General features: G+C 66.4%; 19 protein-coding genes. 11 read left to right on the forward strand and 8 right to left on the reverse strand.

All coding sequences use genetic code 11. The annotated features are described in order from the left end of the window. Nucleotides 1-17 precede the first annotated feature (17 nt). Complete coding sequence (locus JQK15_RS06345; protein ID WP_214864278.1) at nucleotides 18-1,217, forward strand: acetyl-CoA C-acetyltransferase; 1,200 nt, start codon at nucleotides 18-20, stop codon at nucleotides 1,215-1,217. Nucleotides 1,218-1,284: 67 nt separating this feature from the next. Here the strand turns inward: JQK15_RS06345 and JQK15_RS06350 are convergent, their stop codons facing one another. Continuing rightward, complete coding sequence (locus tag JQK15_RS06350; RefSeq protein WP_069338675.1) at nucleotides 1,285-2,181, reverse strand: DMT family transporter; 897 nt, start codon at nucleotides 2,179-2,181, stop codon at nucleotides 1,285-1,287. A 107-nt stretch (nucleotides 2,182-2,288) separates the two neighbouring features. Between JQK15_RS06350 and JQK15_RS06355 the strand changes: the two genes are divergently transcribed. From JQK15_RS06355 to JQK15_RS06375, 5 genes are all read left to right on the forward strand, one after another. Beyond that, nucleotides 2,289-2,675 (forward strand): c-type cytochrome, encoded by a 387-nt coding sequence (locus tag JQK15_RS06355; RefSeq protein ID WP_214864281.1) that lies wholly within the window; start codon nucleotides 2,289-2,291, stop codon nucleotides 2,673-2,675. 141 nt (nucleotides 2,676-2,816) lie between these two features. Continuing rightward, a complete protein-coding gene (locus JQK15_RS06360; protein WP_214864283.1) occupies nucleotides 2,817-4,070 on the forward strand; it encodes a CaiB/BaiF CoA transferase family protein in 1,254 nt (417 codons plus the stop codon). Continuing rightward, nucleotides 4,067-4,849, forward strand: coding sequence for an SDR family NAD(P)-dependent oxidoreductase (locus tag JQK15_RS06365; RefSeq protein ID WP_214864285.1), 783 nt, complete (start codon nucleotides 4,067-4,069; stop codon nucleotides 4,847-4,849). The genes JQK15_RS06360 and JQK15_RS06365 overlap by 4 nt, the downstream gene beginning before the upstream one ends. A gap of 12 nt (nucleotides 4,850-4,861) precedes the next feature. Continuing rightward, on the forward strand, nucleotides 4,862-5,728 hold the full coding sequence (locus JQK15_RS06370; protein ID WP_007707227.1) for an enoyl-CoA hydratase: 867 nt from the start codon (nucleotides 4,862-4,864) through the stop codon (nucleotides 5,726-5,728). Further along, complete coding sequence (locus tag JQK15_RS06375) at nucleotides 5,725-7,407, forward strand: acyl-CoA dehydrogenase family protein (RefSeq protein ID WP_214864288.1); 1,683 nt, start codon at nucleotides 5,725-5,727, stop codon at nucleotides 7,405-7,407. Before JQK15_RS06370 ends, JQK15_RS06375 begins: the two co-directional genes overlap by 4 nt. Before the next feature lie 46 nt (nucleotides 7,408-7,453). Here the strand turns inward: JQK15_RS06375 and JQK15_RS06380 are convergent, their stop codons facing one another. The 7 genes from JQK15_RS06380 to JQK15_RS06410 all read right to left on the reverse strand — a co-directional run bounded on the left by JQK15_RS06380 (nucleotide 7,454) and on the right by JQK15_RS06410 (nucleotide 14,841). Next, nucleotides 7,454-8,626, reverse strand: a complete 1,173-nt coding sequence (locus JQK15_RS06380; protein ID WP_214864290.1) for an acetyl-CoA C-acetyltransferase — start codon at nucleotides 8,624-8,626, stop codon at nucleotides 7,454-7,456. A 72-nt stretch (nucleotides 8,627-8,698) separates the two neighbouring features. Next, complete coding sequence (gene cofC / locus JQK15_RS06385; protein ID WP_214864292.1) at nucleotides 8,699-9,277, reverse strand: 2-phospho-L-lactate guanylyltransferase; 579 nt, start codon at nucleotides 9,275-9,277, stop codon at nucleotides 8,699-8,701. Next, complete coding sequence (cofD, locus tag JQK15_RS06390; RefSeq protein ID WP_214864295.1) at nucleotides 9,274-10,215, reverse strand: 2-phospho-L-lactate transferase; 942 nt, start codon at nucleotides 10,213-10,215, stop codon at nucleotides 9,274-9,276. Before cofD ends, cofC begins: the two co-directional genes overlap by 4 nt. Beyond that, complete coding sequence (gene cofE, locus JQK15_RS06395) at nucleotides 10,212-10,985, reverse strand: coenzyme F420-0:L-glutamate ligase (protein ID WP_214864297.1); 774 nt, start codon at nucleotides 10,983-10,985, stop codon at nucleotides 10,212-10,214. The genes cofD and cofE overlap by 4 nt, the downstream gene beginning before the upstream one ends. A gap of 9 nt (nucleotides 10,986-10,994) precedes the next feature. Next, on the reverse strand, nucleotides 10,995-11,660 hold the full coding sequence (gene npdG, locus JQK15_RS06400) for an NADPH-dependent F420 reductase (RefSeq protein WP_214864299.1): 666 nt from the start codon (nucleotides 11,658-11,660) through the stop codon (nucleotides 10,995-10,997). Continuing rightward, nucleotides 11,650-14,070 carry a 5-amino-6-(D-ribitylamino)uracil--L-tyrosine 4-hydroxyphenyl transferase CofH gene (cofH, locus tag JQK15_RS06405; RefSeq protein WP_214864301.1) on the reverse strand — a complete coding sequence of 807 codons (2,421 nt, stop codon included), beginning with the start codon at nucleotides 14,068-14,070 and terminating at the stop codon, nucleotides 11,650-11,652. Before cofH ends, npdG begins: the two co-directional genes overlap by 11 nt. 51 nt (nucleotides 14,071-14,121) lie before the next feature. Further along, nucleotides 14,122-14,841: a TetR/AcrR family transcriptional regulator gene (locus tag JQK15_RS06410; protein WP_214864303.1), complete on the reverse strand. Its 720-nt coding sequence runs from the start codon at nucleotides 14,839-14,841 to the stop codon at nucleotides 14,122-14,124. Between the two features lie 95 nt (nucleotides 14,842-14,936). On the opposite strand from JQK15_RS06410, the gene JQK15_RS06415 reads away from it, so the two are divergent. Genes JQK15_RS06415 through JQK15_RS06435 form a run of 5 tightly spaced genes read left to right on the forward strand, consistent with a single transcriptional unit; the run spans nucleotide 14,937 to nucleotide 20,924 of the window. Beyond that, nucleotides 14,937-15,959: a phosphotransferase family protein gene (locus JQK15_RS06415; protein WP_214864305.1), complete on the forward strand. Its 1,023-nt coding sequence runs from the start codon at nucleotides 14,937-14,939 to the stop codon at nucleotides 15,957-15,959. A gap of 22 nt (nucleotides 15,960-15,981) precedes the next feature. Continuing rightward, a complete protein-coding gene (locus tag JQK15_RS06420; RefSeq protein WP_214864308.1) occupies nucleotides 15,982-16,722 on the forward strand; it encodes an SDR family NAD(P)-dependent oxidoreductase in 741 nt (246 codons plus the stop codon). Nucleotides 16,723-16,766: 44 nt separating this feature from the next. Further along, on the forward strand, nucleotides 16,767-17,996 hold the full coding sequence (locus JQK15_RS06425) for an acyl-CoA dehydrogenase family protein (protein ID WP_004212312.1): 1,230 nt from the start codon (nucleotides 16,767-16,769) through the stop codon (nucleotides 17,994-17,996). A gap of 34 nt (nucleotides 17,997-18,030) precedes the next feature. Further along, entirely contained in the window at nucleotides 18,031-19,377 is a 1,347-nt protein-coding gene (locus JQK15_RS06430; protein WP_251007614.1) for an MFS transporter, read from the forward strand. A gap of 11 nt (nucleotides 19,378-19,388) precedes the next feature. Continuing rightward, complete coding sequence (locus JQK15_RS06435; RefSeq protein WP_214864312.1) at nucleotides 19,389-20,924, forward strand: AMP-binding protein; 1,536 nt, start codon at nucleotides 19,389-19,391, stop codon at nucleotides 20,922-20,924. Nucleotide 20,925 lies beyond the last annotated feature (1 nt).

A 20,925-nucleotide genomic window follows, 5' to 3' on the forward strand; every position in this document is an offset into this window, starting at 1 on the left:
CCCGCAAAGGACATCGCATGCGCAGAGCCGCCATCGTCGCCCCCATCCGCACCGCCGTTGGCAAATATGGCGGTTCTTTGAAATCCTTCAGCGCCGGCGATCTGGGCGCGGTCATCATCAAGGCCTTGATGGAGCGGACGAAGATCGATCCGGAACGGATCGACGATGTCGTCTTCTCCCAAGGCTATGGCAATGGCGAGGCGCCCTGCATCGGTCGCTGGTCGGCGCTGGCCGCCGGCCTGCCCGAGAGCATCCCCGGCGTTCAGCTCGACCGGCGCTGCGGTTCGGGGCTTCAGGCGGTGATCGACGCGGCCATGCGGATCCAGACCGGCGCCGCCGACATCGTCGTCGCCGGCGGGGTCGAGAGCATGTCCAATGTCGAATATTATTCGATGGACCATCGCTGGGGTGCCCGTTCCGGATCGACCCAGTTCCATGACCGCCTGACCCGCGGCCGCGTCATGTCGCAGCCGATCGCCCGCTATGGCATCATCAGCGGCATGATCGAGACGGCGAACAATCTCGCCAAGGATTATGACATCAGCCGCGAGGCCTGCGACGAATATGCGGCGATGAGCCATCAGCGCGCCGCAGCCGCCTGGGCCGCCGGCAAGTTCGACGACGAACTGGTCCCGGTCGCCGTGCCCCAGCGCAAGGGCGATTCGCTGATCTTCGCCATGGATGAGGGCATTCGTGCCGACGCCACGCCGGAATCGCTCGCCCTGTTGAAGCCGATCGAGAAGGATGGCGTAGTCACCGCCGGCAATGCCAGCCAGCAGAATGACGCCGCCGCCGCCTGTCTGGTGGTCGCGGAGGACAAGCTGGAGGAACTGGGCCTTGAACCCATGGCCTGGCTGCACAGCTGGGCGGCGGCGGGCTGCGATCCCTCGCGCATGGGCATCGGTCCGGTGCCGGCAGTCGAAAAGCTGTTCGCCCGCAATGGCCTTGGCTGGAACGACATCGATCTGGTCGAACTCAACGAAGCCTTCGCGCCGCAGGTTCTGGCCTGCCTCAAGGGCTGGAACTGGGACGATCGCGACAAGCTCAACGTCAATGGATCGGGCATTTCGCTCGGCCATCCGATCGGCGCGACCGGCGGACGCATCCTCGCCAATCTGCTGCGCGAGCTGCAGCGGCGCGACGGCCGCTATGGCCTGGAAACCATGTGCATTGGCGGCGGTCAGGGCCTGGCCGCCATCTTCGAACGGGCGGTCTGACCACCGCCTTTCGGAAGCCCCCTGGGCCGGCGTCGAGGCATGCGACGCCGGCCCATTTTTTATGTGGTCAGTCGACCGGCCTGCGGTCGGGCGAGAAGGCAATGATCGTCACGCCCAGCAGCGCCACGGTCCCACCTGCAATCATGCCGACCGTGATCGGCGTGCCGAAATAGAGCGAGGCGAAGACCGTCGACATGACCGGCGATGCCAGCATCAGCGGCATGATGGTCGAGATCGGATAGCGTTGCAGCAGCCAGGCGAGCGTCCCCTGCCCCAGCACCGTCGCGCCCAGGCAGGAAAAGGCGAACCAACCGGTCGGCACCCAGCCGACATGGGCCAGCCCCGCAATCGCCGGCCGTTCGAAAATCAGGGCAAAGGGCGCCAGCACCGCCGCGCCCATCAGTCCGTTCCACGCCTGGCCGTTCATCACGCTCACCCCGGTCAGCTTGCGCTGCACCAAGGTCGCGCCGCCCCACACCATCGCCGCGCTGGCCATCACCAATACGGCGGGCACCTCCGCCAATATATGCGGGTCGAACACCAGCGCCACGACCCCGGCAAAGGCCAGCAGCACGCCGACAATCTTGCGCCGGTTGAGCCGCTCGCCCAGCAGCAGTGCGCCCAGCAGCAGTGAGAAGGGCACGCTCAATTGCCCCGCGATCGCCAGTGCCCCGACATTGGTCGCCATGAACAAAGCCAGGTTCAGCAGCAGCAGGAACAGCCCGCCATTGAGGAAGCCATAAAGCATCAGCCAGCCCGTCCGCCCCGGCAGCGGACGCAGCGCCGGCGCACAGATCAGGAAGACCGTTCCCATCCGCAGCGCCACCGACAATAGCGGCGCGGTCGCATCCACCACCACCTTCATCGCGATGACATTCAGCGCGAACATGATGTTCACCAGCAACGCCAGCGCCATGCCGCCCGGCCCGAACCGATGGTTCGCCATGGGTCCGCCATCGGCCATTTCCGCATCCTTCCCGCTTCAACCGCCGTTCAGACTCAGACGGCTATTGGTTTATTTATGCACACTGGTATAGATTTTAGCCAGAGAAGAAGGGAAGAGGATTGAGGATGTCGATGAAGCATGTTTCGCGCGTGATGATGTTCGCTATGGCGGTCGCCCCTACCGCCCCGGCGCTGGCCCAGGCGGGCGATGCGACCAAGGGCAAGGCGGTTTTCGCCCGCTGCGCCGTCTGCCACTCGGTCGATCCGGGCGTGAAGAAGCTCGGCCCTTCGCTCTCGGGCGTATTCGGACGCACGTCGGGCACCGTCCCCGGCTTCACTTATTCGCCGGCGATGCAGAAGGCCAAGATCCGCTGGGATGCCAAGTCGCTCGACGGCTTCCTTGCCAAGCCCAGCGCCGCCGTCCCCGGCAGCCGCATGGTCTTTGCCGGCCTGCCCAACCCGGCCGATCGCGCCAACCTGCTCGCCTATCTCGCCGGCGCCACCAAGAAATAGCACCAAAAGTATCCCATAGTGCAATAATTCTTGCCCTCCATTCCTGCACCCGCTATCAGAATCATCAACCGATGCAGCAGATAGACGGGGACAGGAGCGGATGGCGATGACAGCGGTCATGACGGACAAGGCGGGCAGGCGATGAGCGGCCGCGCACTTGAAGGGATCAAGGTTCTCGACCTGTCGCGCGTGCTCGCGGGGCCATGGTCGACCCAGATACTCGCCGACTTCGGTGCCGACGTCATCAAGATCGAACTGCCCGGCCATGGCGACGATACCCGCGCATGGGGCCCGCCCTTCCTGACCGGCGCCGATGGCCAGCCGGAAATCGGCACCAGCGCCTATTATCTGTCCTGCAACCGCAACAAGCGCTCCGCGGCGATCAACCTGGCGACGCCGCAGGGCGCCGAGCTGATCCGCCGGCTGGCGGCGGAAGCCGACATATTGGTCGAGAATTTCAAGGTCGGGGGCCTCAACAAATATGGTCTCGACTATACCAGCCTGAAGGCGATCAACCCGCGCCTCGTCTATTGCTCGATCACCGGCTTCGGCCAGACCGGTCCCTATGCCGACCGGGGCGGCTATGATTTCGTCGCCCAAGGCATGGGCGGCTTCATGAGCATCACCGGCGAAGAGGATGGTGGCCCGCTGCGCGCCGGCGTCGCCATGGCTGACCTGTCGACCGGCATGTTCGCGACAGTCTCGATCCTCGCCGCCCTGCGCCATGCCGAACGCACTGGCGAAGGGCAACAGATCGACGTGTCGCTGCTCGACACCCAGATCGCGATGCTCGCCAATCAGGGGATGAACTGGCTGGTCGGCGGCATCGTGCCCGGGCGCCTGGGCAATCGTCATCCCACCGTCGTCCCCTACAAGACGTTCGAGGTCGCCGACGGCATGATAATCATCGCGATCGGCAATGATCGCCAGTTCCGCGCCTTCTGCACGGAAATGGGCCATGCGGAACTGGGCACCGATCCGCTCTACGCCACCAGCGCCCAGCGCCTCATCAACCGGGACGCGATCGAGGCGAAGGTGCAGGAAATCGTGCGCCCCTTCGCCCGCGACGACCTGATGGCGCGCTTCGTCGCCGCGGGCGTCCCCGCCGGCCCGGTCAACAGCATCCAGGACGTGTTCGAGGATCCCTTCATCGGCGCCCGCCAGACCGTCCATCGCTATCGCCGGGAAGAGGACGGGGTCGAGATACCGACCGTCGCCTATCCCGGCAAACTGTCGGCGACGCCGGCCGATTATCGTCACTGCCCACCGCGCGTGGGCGAACATAGCCGCGAAATATTGGGGGAATGGCTGGGCCTCGACGACGGCGCGCTCGACGCGCTGACGAGCGACGGCGCGATCGCCCAACGCCCCGTGAAGGAGAGGACACAGGCATGAAGATCGATCAGGGGGTATCCGCCATCGTCACCGGCGGGGCATCGGGTCTGGGTGAGGCCACGGCCCGCGCCATCGCGGCGCAGGGCGCCAAGGTCGCGCTGTTCGATTTCAACGAGGAAACCGGGACGACGGTCGCGGCAGACATCGGCGGCACCTTCTGCAAGGTCGATGTCACCCACGAGGCCTCGGTCGATGCCGGCTTTGCCAAGGCGCGCGCCGCTCATGGCCAGGAGCGTATCCTGGTCAATTGCGCCGGCACCGGCAATGTCATCAAGACCGCCAGCCGCGACCGCGAGACCGGCGAGATCAAGGCTTTCCCGACCGACCAGTTCGAACGGATCATCCAGATCAACCTGATCGGCACCTTCCGCTGCTGCGCCAAGTCGGCCGCCGGCATGCTGAGCCTCGACCCGCTGGAGGACAAGGCGCGCGGCGTCATCATCAACACGTCCAGCGCGGCGGCGGTCGACGGCCAGATCGGCCAGGCGGCCTATTCGGCGTCGAAGGGCGGCATCGTCAGCCTGACCCTGCCGATGGCGCGCGACCTGATGGGCGAAGGCATCCGCGTCAACGCGATCCTGCCCGGCATTTTCGACACGCCGCTGATGGCGCGGGCCAGCGACAAGGTGCGCGATACGCTGTCGGCCACCGTTCCCTTCCCCAAGCGGTTCGGCAAGCCCGAGGAGTTTGCCGCGATGGCGCTGGCGATGATCGAGAATGACTATTGGAACGGCGAATATGTGCGGCTCGACGGTGGCCTGCGCATGCCGCCGCGCTGAGGGAGAAGGACGATGTCCGAAGAAGCGCAGCCCGAATTCGTGACCTACAATGTGGTGGACGGCGTCGCCTGGGTGATGCTCAACCGCCCCCAATATGGCAATGCCCAGAATTACCGGCTGCTCGGCCAGCTCGACGATGCCTTCAAGCGCGCGGTCGAGGATGACGGGGTCAAGGTGATCGTACTCGGTGGCGAGGGCAAGCATTTCTCCGCCGGCCATGACATCGGCACGCCGGACAAGGACAGCCACATGCCGCGCACGCGCACCAGCATGTGGTGGGACCATCTGAACAAGGGCGGCGCCGAACGCCAATATGTGCTGGAACAGGACGGCTATCTGGGCCTGTGCCGGCGCTGGGCCGACATTCCCAAGCCGATGATCGCCATGGTCCAGGGCGCCTGCATTGCCGGCGGGCTGATGCTGGCCTGGGTCTGCGACCTCATCATCGCGTCGGAAGACGCATTCTTCCAGGATCCGGTGCAGCGCATGGCCCAGCCGGGCGTCGAATATTTCGCCCATGCCTTCGAACTGCCGACCCGCGTCGCGCGCGAACTGCTGCTGCTCGGCCGCCGCATGCCGGCCCAGCGTGCCTATAATTTCGGCATGGTGAACGAAATTTTCCCGCGCGAGACCCTGCGCGAGGAAGTGGCCAAGATCGCCGCAGAAATCGCCCAGCATGAGCGGTTCGGCCTGGCCCTGACCAAGCAGGCGTTCAACTTTGTCGAGGATGCGCGCGGCAAGCGGCAGGTGATGGATAGCGTGTTCCACATGCACCATCTCGCCCATGCCCATAATCAGCTGATGACCGGCAATCTGGTCGGCGGACTGGATGCCAAGGCAATGGCATCGGCGAACAAGAAGCAGGCGGGGGAAGGATGAGCGCGACCATGGAGATGGACAAGAATATCCTGGTCCTGCCCGATCTGCCGGCACTGCTATCGGGTGCGGCCGACGCCGCGCACGCCTTTGTCGCCGCCGCCCGGCCGCATGTGAAGGCGCGGATCAGCAATGACGGCGGCAAGGTCGATCGCGTCCTCGCCGATGTCGAGCAGCATGTCGTCCACGGCTTTGGCTGGTTTGCCGCCTATGCAGAAATGCTGCGCGAAGTCGCCAGCTGGGCCGCCAGTCTCGACGCTCAGGGCAGCTTTGGCGAGATCGAGGCACTGCTCGCCCAGTTGCTCTTCGCCGAATATGGCGCGCAGATGCTGGGCGGCATCCCGATGAACCAGGGCGAGGTGATCCGCCCCACCGACCTTACCGACGATCTGTCCGCGCTCGACGCACCGGCCCTGCGCACCCTCATCCGCAGCGGCGGCGGCCAGGCGGTGAAGAGCGCCATTGCCGGCCATCTGGTCGATGCGCGCGGGCGGGCGACGCTGGAAAATTGCGGCCTCGACGAAATGTTCGACATGGTGCGAGATCAGTTCTTCGCTTTGTCGAACGAGAAGGTCGCGCCCTTCGCCCATGAATGGCATCTCAAGGACGAGCTGATACCGCTGCCGCTGGTCCAGGAACTGGGCGAGATGGGCGTGTTCGGCATGACGATTCCAGAAGAGTTTGGCGGCCTTGGCATGGGCAAGACCGCGATGTGCGTCGTGTCGGAAGAATTGTCGCGCGGCTGGATCGGCGTCGGCAGCCTCGCCACCCGGTCGGAAATCGCGGCAGAACTGATCCTGACCGGCGGCACTGCCGAACAGAAGGCCCATTGGTTGCCGCAGATCGCCAATGCCGCGATCCTGCCGACCGCCGTCTTTACCGAGCCTGATACCGGGTCCGACCTTGGCGCGCTGCGCACCCGCGCGACGCTTGCCGACGGCGAATATCGGGTCAGTGGCAACAAGACCTGGATCACCCATGCGGCCCGCGCCGACGTGATGACCCTTCTGGTCCGCACCGATCCCGACACCCGCAACTATAGCAGCCTGTCGATGTTGATCGCGCCTAAGCAGCGCGGCACCGTCGACGCCCCCTTCCCCATGCCCGGCATGAGCGGCGGCGAGATCGAGGTGATCGGCTATCGCGGCATGAAGGAATATGAGATCGGCTTCGACGATTTCCGCGTGCCCGCCGCCAATCTGCTCGGCGGAGTCGAGGGCCAAGGCTTCAAGCAGTTGATGGCGACCTTCGAAAGCGCCCGTATCCAGACCGCCGCCCGCGCCATCGGCGTCGCCCAGGCGGCGCTCGACATCGGCCTTTCCTATGCGCTCGACCGCAAGCAGTTCGGCCGGCCGATCTTCGACTTCCCGCGCGTCGCCAACAAGCTGGCGATGATGGCGGCGGAGATCATGGGCGCGCGCCAGCTCACCTATTTCGCCGCCCGGCGCAAGGATGAGGACAAGCGCTGCGATCTGGAGGCCGGCATGGCCAAGCTGATCGGCGCGCGGGTCGCCTGGGCTGCAGCCGACAATGCGCTGCAGATCCATGGCGGCAACGGTTTCGCCACCGAATATCAGGTCAGCCGCCTGCTGGCCGACGCGCGCATCCTCAACATTTTCGAGGGCGCCGGCGAAATCCAGGCCCAGGTCATCGCCCGCCGCCTGCTCGACGAAGCCAATTGAAGGATCGGCCCTTCCCCGCCACCGGGGAAGGGCCGATCCTTTCCCCTCAAAGCCGTTCCACGATCGTGACATTGGCCATGCCGCCGGCCTCGCACATGGTCTGGAGGCCATAGCGCGCGCCACGATCGTGGAGGGCACTGACCAGCGTCGCCATCAGCTTGGCGCCCGATCCGCCCAACGGATGGCCCAGCGAAATCGCCCCGCCATGCACGTTGAGCCGCGCCGGATCGGCGCCCAGCGCCTTAGCCCAGGCCAGCGGCACCGGCGCGAACGCCTCATTCACTTCATAAAGATCGATCTCGCCCAGCGTCATGCCGGCCCGCGCCAGCGCCCGCTCGGTCGCCGGGATCGGCGCCTCCAGCATGATGACCGGATCATGACCCAGCACAGTCATTTCATGCACCCGCGCCAGCGGCGTCAGGCCATGGGTCTTGAGGCCCCGCTCATTGACGATCAGCAGCGCCGCGGCCCCATCGCAGATCTGGCTGGCATTGGCGGCGGAAATCACCCCGCCCTCCTGCAACAGCTTGACGCTGGCAATCTTCTCCAGGCTGGCGTCGAAGCGGATGCCCTCATCCACCTTGTGGACCAGCATTTCGCCATCGGCAGTCTCGACCTCCAGCGGCACGATCTCCGCATCGAACTTGCCGGCCTGCGTCGCCGCCGCCGCGCGATGATGGCTTTCCAGCGCATAGGCGTCGAGCGCCGCACGGTCGAAGCCATATTTGCGGGCCATCATCTCGGCCCCGCCAAACTGGCTGAACGGCGTGTCGGGATAGCGCGCCTCGATTCCCGGACTGCGATAGGTGCCGAACCCATGTTTGGCCGCCAGCGTCCAGGGCAGGCCCATCGGCACGCGCGTCATGCTCTCGACACCGGCGGCGATCACCACGTCCTGCACCCCAGCCATCACCGTCGCGGCGGCGAAATGCAGCGCCTGCTGCGACGAACCGCACTGGCGGTCGACATGGGTGCCGGGCACGGATTCGGGCAGGCCGCTGGCCAGCACGGCGTTGCGGGCGATGTTCGCGCCCTGCTCGCCGCCGGGGCAGGCGCAGCCCATGATGACATCCTCGATCGCGGCCGGATCAATCCCGCTGCGGCCCACCAGTCCCGCCAGCACGCGCCCGGCCAGATCCGCAGGGTGCACCCCCGCCAGCCTGCCGCCCCGCTTGCCACCGGCGCTGCGCGCCACGGCCGCAATATATGCCTCCGCCATCCGACTCCTCCAATTATATACCTAGATGCAATTTTATTGCCTTACCCCGCCCGTTCGGCAGGACCAAGGCAATTATGCACCAACGGAAAATATTTGGAGATGCTCGGGCAGGTCGACATCGTCGGCGAGACCGGGCCGCCGGAGGATCGACACGCGATGCCCGGCTCGTTCCGCTTCCCTGACATGGGCAGCACAACTGTTCGGCCCGAAACGCAGCGGGATGAGGCCGGGCCGCTTCAGCAACAGCGCATTCGTTCCCTGCCCCTCTCGGTCGGTGGCGATCACCACATCGGCGGGTTCCTGCGCCATCGCGCGCAGGTCCGCGGCCGCCAGCATCGGTAGGTCCGCGCTCAGGATCAGCACCGGGCGATCGGCCGGCAATGCCTGCATCGCCGCCATCAGCGCCGGCACATGGCCGGGTTCCCGCTCAGTCAGAACCCTCGCGCCCCGCTCGGTCGCGAAACCGCGCACTTCCGGGCAGGCGCTGACGACATGCACGGCCGTATCCGGGATCGCATCGCGTGCGACCGCCAGCACATGCCCCAATAATTGCCGGCACAGCGCCGCCCGATCCCGTGGCCCCAGCACCTCGGCTAGCCGGCTCTTGCCCTGCGCGAAGCTCTTGGCCGGGATCAGGATGGACAGGGTCATGGCGCCGCGCGCCGTAACGCCGCCGCAAAATCGATCATCTGAGCGGCCAGTGCCCGCTGCTGATCGACATTGCGCATCAATATGTCGGCACTGCGCACCGCCATTCCATCGTCGGACCAGCCCTGCGCATCGGCAGCATCCACCATCAGTCCATCGATCAATCCGTCATAATGGCGGGCGATCGTCGCCGGGGTCGTCGGCAGACCCAGTTCGGTCATGATCTTGGCCGCCGGCCCCTTGACCGCCTGTCCCGCGATGAAGGGCGACAGCGCCACGCACGGCACGCGCCGCGCCGCCAGCCTGTCGCGCACCCCCGGCACCGCCAGGATCGGGTCGATCGACAGGATGGGGTTGGACGGGCAGAGGATGATCGCCTCCAGCGCGGGATCATCCAGCGCCGCCAGCAGACCGGCGCTCGGCCGCGCGGCCGCCGCCCCGTCGAACCGGATCGACCGAAAGCGCGGCCCGCATTGATGGCGCACGAAATAATCCTGGAAGGCCATTTCGCCCTGGTCGGTGTCGATCATCGACCGGACCGGATCGTCGCTCATCGGCACGATCGCCGGCCCGATGCCCAGTCGCACGGCGATGTCGGCCGTGACCGAAGACAGCGTGCCCTCGCGCAGCAAGGCGGTGCGCAGCACATGGGTCGCCAGGTCGCGATCGCCCAGGTTGAACCAGCTTTCGCCGCCCAGCCGCCTTGTCGCGTCCATGAAGGCCCAGCTTTCATCGGCCACGCCCCAACCGCGCACGCTATCGTTCATGCCGGCGAGCGCATAGGTGACGCTGTCGATGTCGGGCGAGATATGCAGGCCCATATGGACGAAATCATCGCCCGTGTTGACGGCAATGGTCAGTGCGCCCGACGGCACGACGCCGGCCAGGCCATTGGCCAGCTTGGCGCCGCCGACGCCCCCGGCCAGGGCCAGCACGCTCATGGGAACAGGTCCATTGCCGGTTCGCGGATCAGTTCGGCCGCGCTGCCCTCATTGCGGCCCCGCGCAATGCCCCGCGCCACGACGATCGGCCGGCCTTCGCCGGCCTGCCCCATGATCAGCGAGGCGGCGGCCGCCACCTCGTCGGCCAGGCCCAGTTCGCTGGTCTGCAACGGCCGGCCATGCAGGTCCAGTTCACCGCGCAGGTCAAGCAGGCCGCTCATGCCGGCCACGCCGATCGCCACGCCGCAGGTGCCCTTGCGCCAGGCCCGGCCCAGGCTGTCGATGATGACCACCGCGATGTCGACGCCCAGCGCCTCACGCACCGCCCGCCGCAGCGCCGCAGCGCTACCATCGGGATCGAGCGGCAGCAGCAGCGCGACGCCATCCCCATCCTGCGCGATGTTGGACTGGTCGATCCCGGCATTGGCCAGCACCAGACCCAGCCGATGGCGCACGATCAGCACGCCCGGCCGGACGCGCATCAACTTCTCGCTCTCCGACAGGATCAGTTCGACCAGCCGGGGATCCTTGTGGCATTGCGCTGCCAGATCGATCGCCTCGGCCGAGGGCGACACGCCGGCCAGCGGCACCGCGCGCCCCTCCGCCTTGGATATGATCTTCTGCGCCAGCACGACGATGTCGCCATCCTGCAGCGACAGACCATTGGCATGGCAGGCCGACAGCAGCATGGCCGACAGATCGTCGCCCGGCGCAACCATGGGAACCCCGTTCAGGGCCGATAATGTGACGGCGGCCGGTGCGACTATCATGGATGCAGCTTACACTCCGGTGATGCGAATACCCGATCCGGGCACCTTGTACCGCCGATTGAGCGCAATCAAGACCGACGTAAGTCCTTCTGCAACAACCGAATTGCACAAGGGTCCAGCATTCCAGGCGCGCAGGCCGATTTCCTGCGCCAGTGCCACCACCTGGTCCGCCGCCTCGCTGTCGTCGGCACAGACCAGCACATCGCACTCGATCTCCTCGTCCAGCTTGGTCAGATGATGCGCGCTGATATTCTGGAAGGCGGACACGACGCGGACGCCATCGCCCAGCATCTTCTGCACCGCCTCGACCGCCGATCCGCCCTCGGGCAACTGCACCCGGCTGACCTTGGGCGGCACCAGCGGCACGGTCACGTCGATCAATATCTTGCCCGCCAGCGCGTCGGCGACATCCTTCACCGTCGATTGCTGCGCAGCATAGGGCACGGCCAGCACGATGATGTCGGCCTGCGCCGCCGCATCGGGATTGGCGGCGCCGACGACCGAATTGCCACCCAAAGTCGCGTTCATCGCGTCGGCCGCTTCCTGCGCCCGCTCGGCGGTGCGGCTGCCGATGATGACCTTGTGCCCCTTGTGCGCCCAGCGCAGCGCCAGGCCGCCGCCTTCCTTACCGGTCCCGCCAAGCACGGCGATCGTCGCCAAAGCCTCATTCTGCATATTCAAACCTCTCCTGGTTCGTATCGGCCTCGCGCCGCCGCTTGCGCGGGGGCGTCAGGACCATGGGTGTCAGTTCCGCCGCGGTCATTCCGCGTGCATGGATATCCTCGCTCACCCCGCCATAGGCGGTGCTGCGCTGCCGGGGCGTGCGGTCGATCGACCGGATCAGCGCCTCCATCGCGGCGGGTGGCATTTCCTGGCCATGCTGGGTGCCAGCCGCGCGCGAGATGCTCTCGTTCATCAGCGTGCCACCCAGGTCATTGGCACCGCCCTCCAGGCAGGCCTTCACCCCTTCCGGCCCCAGCTTGACCCAGCTGGTCTGGATCGACCGGATATGCGGGTGCAGCGCCAGCCGCGCGACCGCGTGCATCAGCCGCACCTCGCGGAAGGTCGGGCCATGGCGCGACTGGCCGCGCACGCCCATCGGCGCCTCCATATGGACGAAGGGCAAGGGCACGAATTCGGTGAAGCCACCGGTCCGCCGCTGCAGGTCGCGGATGCGGATCAGGTGCCTTGCCCAGTGGCGCGGCGTATCGACATGGCCGAACATGATCGTCGCGGTGGTGGTGAAGCCGACGCGATGCGCGGTCTCGATCACCTCCAGCCATTGCGCCGTGTCCAGCTTGTCGGGGCAGATGATCGCCCGCACCTCGTCATCCAGTATCTCGGCCGCCGTGCCGGGCAGCGTGTCGAGGCCCACCGCCTTCAGCCGGCGCAGGAAATCCTCGACTGGCAGGCCCAGCGTCGCCGCGCCCTGCCACACTTCCAGCGGGGAAAAGGCGTGGATGTGCATTTCGGGCACCGCCGCCTTCACCGCGCGGGCCAGGTTCAGATAGGTGTCGCCGGTATAATGGGGGTGGATGCCACCCTGCAGGCAGACTTCGGTGCCGCCCCGCTCCCACGCCTCACGGGTGCGGCGGACCACTTCCTCCAGGTCCAGGTCATAGGGCTTGCCGCGCAGCGCCTCCGCCTTGTCGCCCTTTGAAAAGGCGCAGAAGCGGCACTTATAGGCGCAGATATTGGTGTAGTTGATGTTGCGGTTGACGACATAGCTGATCGTGTCGCCCATCTCCTGCATCCGCAACGCGTCCGCGCTGGCGCAGACATGTTCCAGGTCGGTCTCGCGCGCGGTGAACAGCGCCTCGATCTCGGCTTCTTCCAGCAGCGCCCCGGTCATCGCCCGGTCGACGATCGCCGCGATCACGGGATCGACCGGCAGCGCCGACGGGCGCGTGATGCGCGGCTCCAGCGCGATGCCCGGCGACCAGTCATCCTCGCGCGCAAAGCCCATCGCATCGGCATGGGCCAGCACATGGCGAACCATCGCCTGGTCCTGCCAGCGGTCATTATCCTGTGCATAGGCGGGATAGACGGGCAGCCGCGCCACCAGCATCCGTCCCTCGCCTTCCGTCGCCGCGCGCAGCCGTTCGACCGCCGGCCAGGGCGCTTCCGGGTTCACATGGTCGGGCGTCACCGGCGATACCCCGCCCCAGTCATTGATTCCCGCCGCCATCAGCCGGGGGAAGTCCGCCGCCGACAGGTTGGGCGGCGCCTGGATATTCATCTCCGGCCCCAGGATCAGCCGCGCCGCCGCGATCGTCCACAGCAGATCGTCCATGTCCGGCTCGGGCGCATCGGCCATCACCGTGCGTTCCTTGGCCCGGAAATTCTGGACGATCACTTCCTGGATATGGCCATAGCCGTCCTGCAGGTCGCGGATCGCCTCCAGCGCCTCGATCCGTTCCTCGCGCGTCTCGCCTATGCCGATCAGGATGCCGGTGGTAAAAGGGATGGCCAGTTCACCGGCCAGCCGGATCGTCTCCAGCCGTGCCGCCGGCTCCTTGTCGGGCGAGCGATAATGGGCGCCACCCTTGCGGCACAGCCGGTCGGACACCGACTCCAGCATCAGCCCCTGCGACACCGACACCCGGCGCAGACCGGCCATTTCCTCGCGGCTCATGACCCCGGCATTGATGTGGGGCAACAGGCCGGTCTCATCGCGCATCAGCGCCGCCATTTCCGCCAGATAGGACAGGGTGCTGTCATGGCCCAGCCGCGCCAGTTCCTCGCGCGCGGCGACGAAGCGCAATTCCGGCTTGTCGCCCAGCGTGAACAGCGCCTCGGTACAGCCGGCCGCCTTGCCGGCGCGCGCCACTGCCAGCACCTCCTCGCGCGTCATATAGGCATTCTCGCCCGGCCGGGGCGGCTGCGAGAAGGTGCAATAATGGCAGAGATTGCGGCATAGCTGGGTCAGCGGAATGAAGATCTTGCGCGACCAACTCTGTACCCGGCCATGGCCTTCGTCGCGCAGCGCCGCCGCCTGCGCCATCAGTTCGGCCAGCGGCATCGCCAGCAGTTCTGCCGTGCGCGCGTGCTCCGCTTCGCCGATCCTTTCCGTAACTGCCATCATCCCGCTCCGCTTGTTTCGTCTTCTATGTTCTGATTGTGATTGCGCCCCGGTTCAACCGACAGGGCCAGGTCGATCCGGAATAGCGCCGCCGCGTTGTCCCAATTGCCTGAGCATCGCCGCCGGCAGGTCCGCTGGCGCTTCCAGCAACGCTACCAGCGTCTGCAGGAAATGCTCGACGCTCGCCTCGCTGCCCCACATCGGATGCGCCCGGCTCTCGTCCGCCAGCGCGCGCTGCCGGGCCGACAGCACGGCGCTGAGGTAAGCCCCCATGAACACGAAGCGCTGGTTCTGCAGCGCCACCGGCAGGTCCGCCATCATCCCCCGCAAATGGTCCAGGCACCGGCCATAGGCATTGTTCCAGGCCGGATCGATCGCATCCAGCATCATGTCGCGATGGGTCATGGCAAAGATGACGATGAACTGGACATAATGGCGGTCGGGCAGCGCCAGCACCGGCCGCACCAATATCTCCACCACTTCGCGGATCGAGCGCGGCCCGCCCTGCGCCTCCAGCCCGTCAAGCGCCGCATTGCGCTCCCGGTCCAGCGCCATCGCCCCGTCCATCACCAGTACCCGGACCAGCGCCTCCTTCGACCCGAAATAGTAACTGACGGCACCGTGATTCTTCTGCCCCGCCGCCGCCGCAATCTCGCGCACGGTCACGCCATCGACGCCCTTTTCGGCGAACAGGCGTAATGCCACCTGCTTGATCTGCTCGGCAGCGGATCCGCGGGTGGCATCATCGGCCTTGGCGAGTTGAAGTCTGACCATGAGTGCAATTTCTCATTGCAATGATGGTTCGTCAAGTGCATTATCCAATTGACCTAATCGACGGCCAACAGTCGAAAAAAGCGAGGGATGCCTAAGTGGAATCAGCGGTCGACATCGAGTCGCTGGCGGCGTGGATGACGGATCAGGGGCTTGGCGCCGGTCCGATCGACAACGTGACGCCGCTTGCCGGGGGGACGCAGAATATCCTGCTGCGCCTGACCCGCGACGGCCGCGATTATATCTTCCGTCGCCCGCCGGCACACCCCCGCCCCAACAGCAATGAAACGATGCGGCGGGAGGCGCGGCTGCTGCGCGCGATCGCCGGCACCAATGTCCCCCATCCCGCGCTGATCGCCGATTGCGGCGATGAGGATGTGCTGGGCGTCGCCTTCTACCTGATGGAGCCGGTCGACGGCTTCAATCCGGTCGGCCAGCTGCCCATGCCCCATGCCGGGTCGCCCGCGATGCGCCATGCTATGGGCCTGGCGCTGGTCGACGGCATCGCCGCATTGGGCGCGCTCGATCATCAGGCGCTGGGCCTCGCCGATTTCGGCCGGCCCGACAATTTCCTCGGCCGCCAGGTCGATCGCTGGCGCAGCCAGCTTGCCGGCTATGGCGAATTTGCCGACTGGACCGGGACGCAGGCGCTGCCCAGCGTCGACGCCATCGCCGCCTGGCTGGAACGGCACCGCCCAGCCGATTTCACGCCCGGCATCATGCATGGCGACTATCATCTCGCCAATGTCATGTACCGCCCCGACAGCGGCGATCTTGCCGCGATCATCGACTGGGAACTGGCGACGATCGGCGATCCGCTGCTCGACCTCGGCTGGGTGCTGGCAACCTGGCCCGACGGCAGCGGCGCCAGCACCGTGTCGGTCACGCCGTGGGAGGGCTTCCCGACGCCCGCCGAACTGGTCGCGCGCTATGGCGCCGGCTCCGCGCGCAATCTGTCCGCGGTCGACTGGTATCATGTCCTCGCCTGCTACAAGCTCGGCATCCTGCTGGAGGGCACCCATGCCCGCGCCTGCGCCGGCAAGGCCCCACGCGACACCGGCGATCGGCTGCACAGCCGCGCCATCCACCTTTTCGACCGCGCCCAGGCGCTGATCCGCTGACATGCAGGAAGGATGTTCCCCCTTGGGCAATGAACTGGACTTCACCGGAAAGACGGTGCTGGTGGTCGGCGGATCGAGCGGCATCGGCAATGGCATGGCCCAGGCCTTCCTGAAGCGCGGCGCCCACGTCCATGTCTGGGGTACCCGCGCCAGCGCCGCCGACTATGCCGGCGAGGAGGGATCGGAGCTGGACGGCATCGGCTATACCCAGGTCGATGTCAGCGATCCCGCCGCAATCGCCGCCGCACCCGCCCCCTTCGATGCGCTCGACGTCCTCATTCATTCGCAGGGCGCCGTCCTCTATCGCCGCCAGGAGTTCGAGGTCGACGGCTGGAACAAGGTGATGGCGGTCAATCTCGACTCCATCCTTCATATCTCCAACCGCTTCAAGGATGCGCTGGCCGCCACGAAGGGCGCCGTCATCGTCGTCAGCTCGATCGGCGGGTTCAAGGCGACCTTCGGCAACCCCGCCTATGCCGCGTCCAAGGCCGGCGCCGTCAATCTGGTCCGCGCGCTCGCCATCGCCTGGGCGGGCGAGGGCATCCGCGTCAACGGCATCGCCCCCAGCCTGGTCGATACCAAGATGACCAAGGTGACGATGGAGAATGACGAGCGGCGCGACCGCGCGCTGTCGCGCATCCCGCTCGGCCGCTTCGGGTCGGTGGACGAGATGGCCGGCGTCGCCCTGTTCCTCGCCTCCCCCCTCTCCACCTACATCTGCGGGCAGACGCTGATCGTGGACGGCGGCCTCACGCTGACCTGATCCCCCTGCCCGCCTTCGCCCCATTTCCCAAAAGGACCGATCGCATGGATTTCGAATATTCCGACAAGGTGCAGGCGCTGCGGGCGCAGCTCACCGATTTCATGGACGCCCATGTCTATCCGATCGAGAAGGAACGGGATCATTTCCACCATGATCCCGCCCATCTGTGGCAGCGCTGGCCGGGCACCGAGACGATCAAGGCCAAGGCGAAGGAAGCGGGCCTGTGGAACCTGTTCCTGCCGCATGAATATGGGGCATGGAGCCCCGGCCTCACCAACCTAGAATATGCGCCGCTGGCCGAGCTGATGGGCCGGGTGATCGGATCGTCCGAATATTATAACTGCTCCGCGCCCGACACCGGCAATATGGAAGTGCTCGCCCGCTACGGCACGCCCGAGCAGCAGGAGAAGTGGCTCAAGCCCCTGCTCGCCGGCGATATCCGCTCCTGCTATGTCATGACCGAGCCGGGCGTCGCCTCGTCCGACGCCACCAATGTCGAAACGACGATCGTCGCCGATGGCGACGACTATGTCATCAACGGCCGCAAATGGTGGATTTCGGGCGCGCTCGATCCGCTGACCAAAGTCTATATCCTGCTCGGCCGCACCCCCAATGCGGACCGGCCGCGCCACCAGCAGCATTCGCAGATACTGATCCCGGCCGACACGCCGGGGATAGAGATCGTCCGCCCGCTCGACGTGATGAACGCCGTCCACTCGCCCGGCGGCCATGCCGAAATGGTCTTCAAGGATGTGCGCGTGCCCAGGGAAAATCTGATCCTGGGCGAAGGACGCGGGTTCGAGATTGCCCAGGGCCGCCTGGGGCCGGGGCGCATCCACCACTGCATGCGTCTCATCGGCCAGGCCCAGCGCGCGCTCGAATATATGGCCCGCCGCGTCGACAGCCGCGTCGCCTTTGGCCGCAAGCTCGCCGACCAGGGCAGCATCCGCCAGGATATCGCCTTGTCCTTCTGCGAGATCGAACAGGCCCGTCTGCTGACGCTCAAGGCTGCCGACGCGATGGACCGCCACGGCAACAAGGTCGCCAAGGATCTGATCGCCGCGATCAAGATCGTCGCCCCGCGCATGACCCAGACGGTCGCCGACCGGGCGATGCAGGTGTTCGGCGGCATCGGCATGGCCAGCGACTTCCCGCCTGCCGCCGCCTTCATGAACGCGCGCTATCTGCGCCTCGCCGACGGGCCGGACGAGGTCCACATGGCCCAACTCGGCAAGCTCAAGATCGCCGAACTCAACGCACTGCCGCAACGCTGAGAGACGCAAGAGGGCGAAGGGAAGGATCATGCTAATGACCAGCCAGGAGAAAGCCCCGGACGGCCGCGATACCCAGCAACTGGGCACCGCTTGGTGGATGGTGGCCGTGCTGTTCGGCCTCTATGTCCTGTCCTGGGTGGACCGGCTGATCGTGTCGATGCTGGTCACGCCAATCAAGGCGCATCTGCTGCTCAGCGATGTGCAGGTCAGCATGATCACCTCGACATCCTTCGCCATCTTCTACGCCATTTTCGGCCTGCCGCTGGGCTGGGCTGCGGACCGTTATTCGCGCCGCTGGATCATATTCGGCGGGGTCGCGCTCTGGGCCGTCGCCACCACGGCCTGCGGCTTCGCGCAAAGCTATGAGGCGCTGCTGGTCGGCCGCATCTTCGTCGGCGTGGGGGAAGCGGCGCTGCTGCCCGCCGCCTATTCGCTGATCGCCGACGCCTTCCCGCCGCGCCTGCTGACCCGCGCCACCTCCACCTTCCAGATGGCGGGCAAGGTCGGCTCAGCGACAGCATTTGCCCTGGGCGGCGTCGCGATCGCCTTCGCCGCCGCGCATAGCGGCATCCATATCCCCTTCCACGGCCCGGCCCAGCCCTGGCAGCTGGTGATGATGATGGTCGGCGTGCCCGGCCTGCTCATCGCCCTGCTGGTCTTCACCTTCCCCGAACCCGGCCGCCGCGGCGCGACCAGTGCCGCGCGCCCGGTCGCAGAAAAGGGCGCGATCGCCGGCTTCGTGCGCCAGAACTGGCGGCTGCTGGCGCTGATGCTGGTCGGCACATCCTGCCTTGCCATGTGCGGCTATTCGATGACCAACTGGGTGCCCGCCTATATCGAACGGCATTTCGGCTGGAAGCCGGTGCAATATGGCGTGGCGTTGAGCCTGATGAACATCGTTTCGGCCGTGTCGCTGGTGATCAACGGCTGGATCGTCGACCGCCTGTTCACGCGCGGCATGAAGGACGCCCATCTGCGTTTCTACAGCTGGCTGATCCTCGGCTTCCTGCCGGTGATCGCCTATATGTTCTTCGCCACCAACGTCTATGTCTTCCTGGTCTGCTACTGCGTGGCGCAGTTCATCACCGTGCCCTTCATGGTCTATGTCTCCTCGATCATGGGGCTGATCGCGCCGGCCACGATCCGCGCGCGGATGCTGGCCTTCTTCCTGTTCGTCTTCACCATATTGGGCCTGGGCGCCGGCCCGGCGATCGTCGCCGCGCTCACTCAATATGTCTTCCGGTCGGAAGCCGCGCTGGGCCAGTCGCTGGCGGTGGTCGTCACCGTCTGCTCGGTCGTCGCCCTCCTCTCCTTCCGCATGGCCCTGCGCTATCTCGCCCCCACCATCGCCGCGCGTGCCGTCCACGCGCCGGCCGCCTGAAAGGACGCCTGATGTCACTCACCCTCCAGGCTGTCGCGCCCGACCGTCGCACCGACATGGCGCTGACCGACGAGCGCGTCTCGCTCGACTGGCTGCAACTGGATGACCTGCTGAACCGCGCTGCCAACGCCTTGAACGGCCTCGACCTGCACGAACGCCGGGTCGCGGTCTTCGCGCCCAACAGCGCCGAAACCGTGATCGCCTATGTCGCCTGTCTGGAGGCCGGCATTTCCAGCGTCCCGGTCAGCTTCCACCTCACCCCGTCGGAGGCCGCCTATATCCTCAAGGACAGCGGCGCCGTCGCGCTGCTGGTCGGCCCGGAAACGATGGAGGCGGGCCTCGCCGCCGCGGCCGAGGCTGGCGTCGCCACCGTCGTCGGCTGGCGCTGCCCCGATCGCGAAGGGGTGATCCATTGGGAAGAGTGGCTCGCCGCCGCCTCGACCGCCGAGCCGGACCCCAGCGTGCCACCGCTGCCCCATCTCCATTATACCTCCGGCACCACCGGTCGGCCCAAGGCGACCGAGACCCCGCCGCAATATTTCCCGCGCGTCGCCACGGTGCAGGCTTTGGCGGAAACGGTGCGCGCCCGCATCACCCCCTCGCCCGGCATCGCCGTCGGCCCGCTCTACCATACCGGCCCGCTCGGCATGGCCCGCAACGTGTTCGGCGGCATGAGCCTCATCACGGTCGAGCATTTCGACGCGGAAAGGGCGCTGGCGCTGATCGAGAAATATCGGGTCGCCGGATCGGTCATGGTCCCCACCCATTTCCAGCGCATGCTCGCCCTGCCGGAAGAGGTGCGCGCAAAATACGACATTTCCAGCATCCAGCGCCTCGCCCATACCGGCGCGGCCTGCCCCCGCGCCGTCAAGCAGGCGATGATCGACTGGTTCGGCCCGGTGCTGGTGGAGGCCTATGGCGGCACCGAAGCCGGCTCCACCACCTTCATCACCTCGCCCGAATGGCTGGAGCGCCCCGGATCGGTCGGCCGCGCCCTGGCCCCGTTCGAAACCGTCATCTATGGCGACGACGGCGCGGAGCTGGGCGCCAACGAAGTCGGCCAGGTCTATTTCCGCGACACAAGCGGCCATGGCATCGTCTATCGCGGCGACCCGGAAAAGACCGCCGCCGCCCATATCGCGCCGGGCATCTTCACCCTGGGCGAGATGGGCTATGTCGATGATGCCGGCTATCTCTTCATCACCGATCGCGTGTCCGACATGATCGTGTCGGGCGGCGTCAACATCTATCCGGCGGAATCCGAACATGTGCTGCTGCGCCATCCCAAGGTGGCCGACATCGCCGTGGTCGCCGCCCCCAATGCGGAGATGGGCGAGGAAGCCCGTGCGCTGGTGATCCCGCGCGATCCGGCCGATCCGCCCAGCGCCGACGAACTCAACGCCTTCTGCCGCGCCAGCCTCGCCAGCTATAAATGCCCGCGCGGCTACGAGATGGTCGACGATATCGGCCGCACCATCATGGGCAAGGTCAACAAGAAGGCGCTGCGCCAGCGCTTCTGGCCGTCCGACCGGACGATCGGGGGCTGAT

It is taken from the genome of Sphingobium sp. BHU LFT2 (assembly GCF_018604485.1).
Taxonomy (GTDB): domain Bacteria; phylum Pseudomonadota; class Alphaproteobacteria; order Sphingomonadales; family Sphingomonadaceae; genus Sphingobium; species Sphingobium yanoikuyae_A.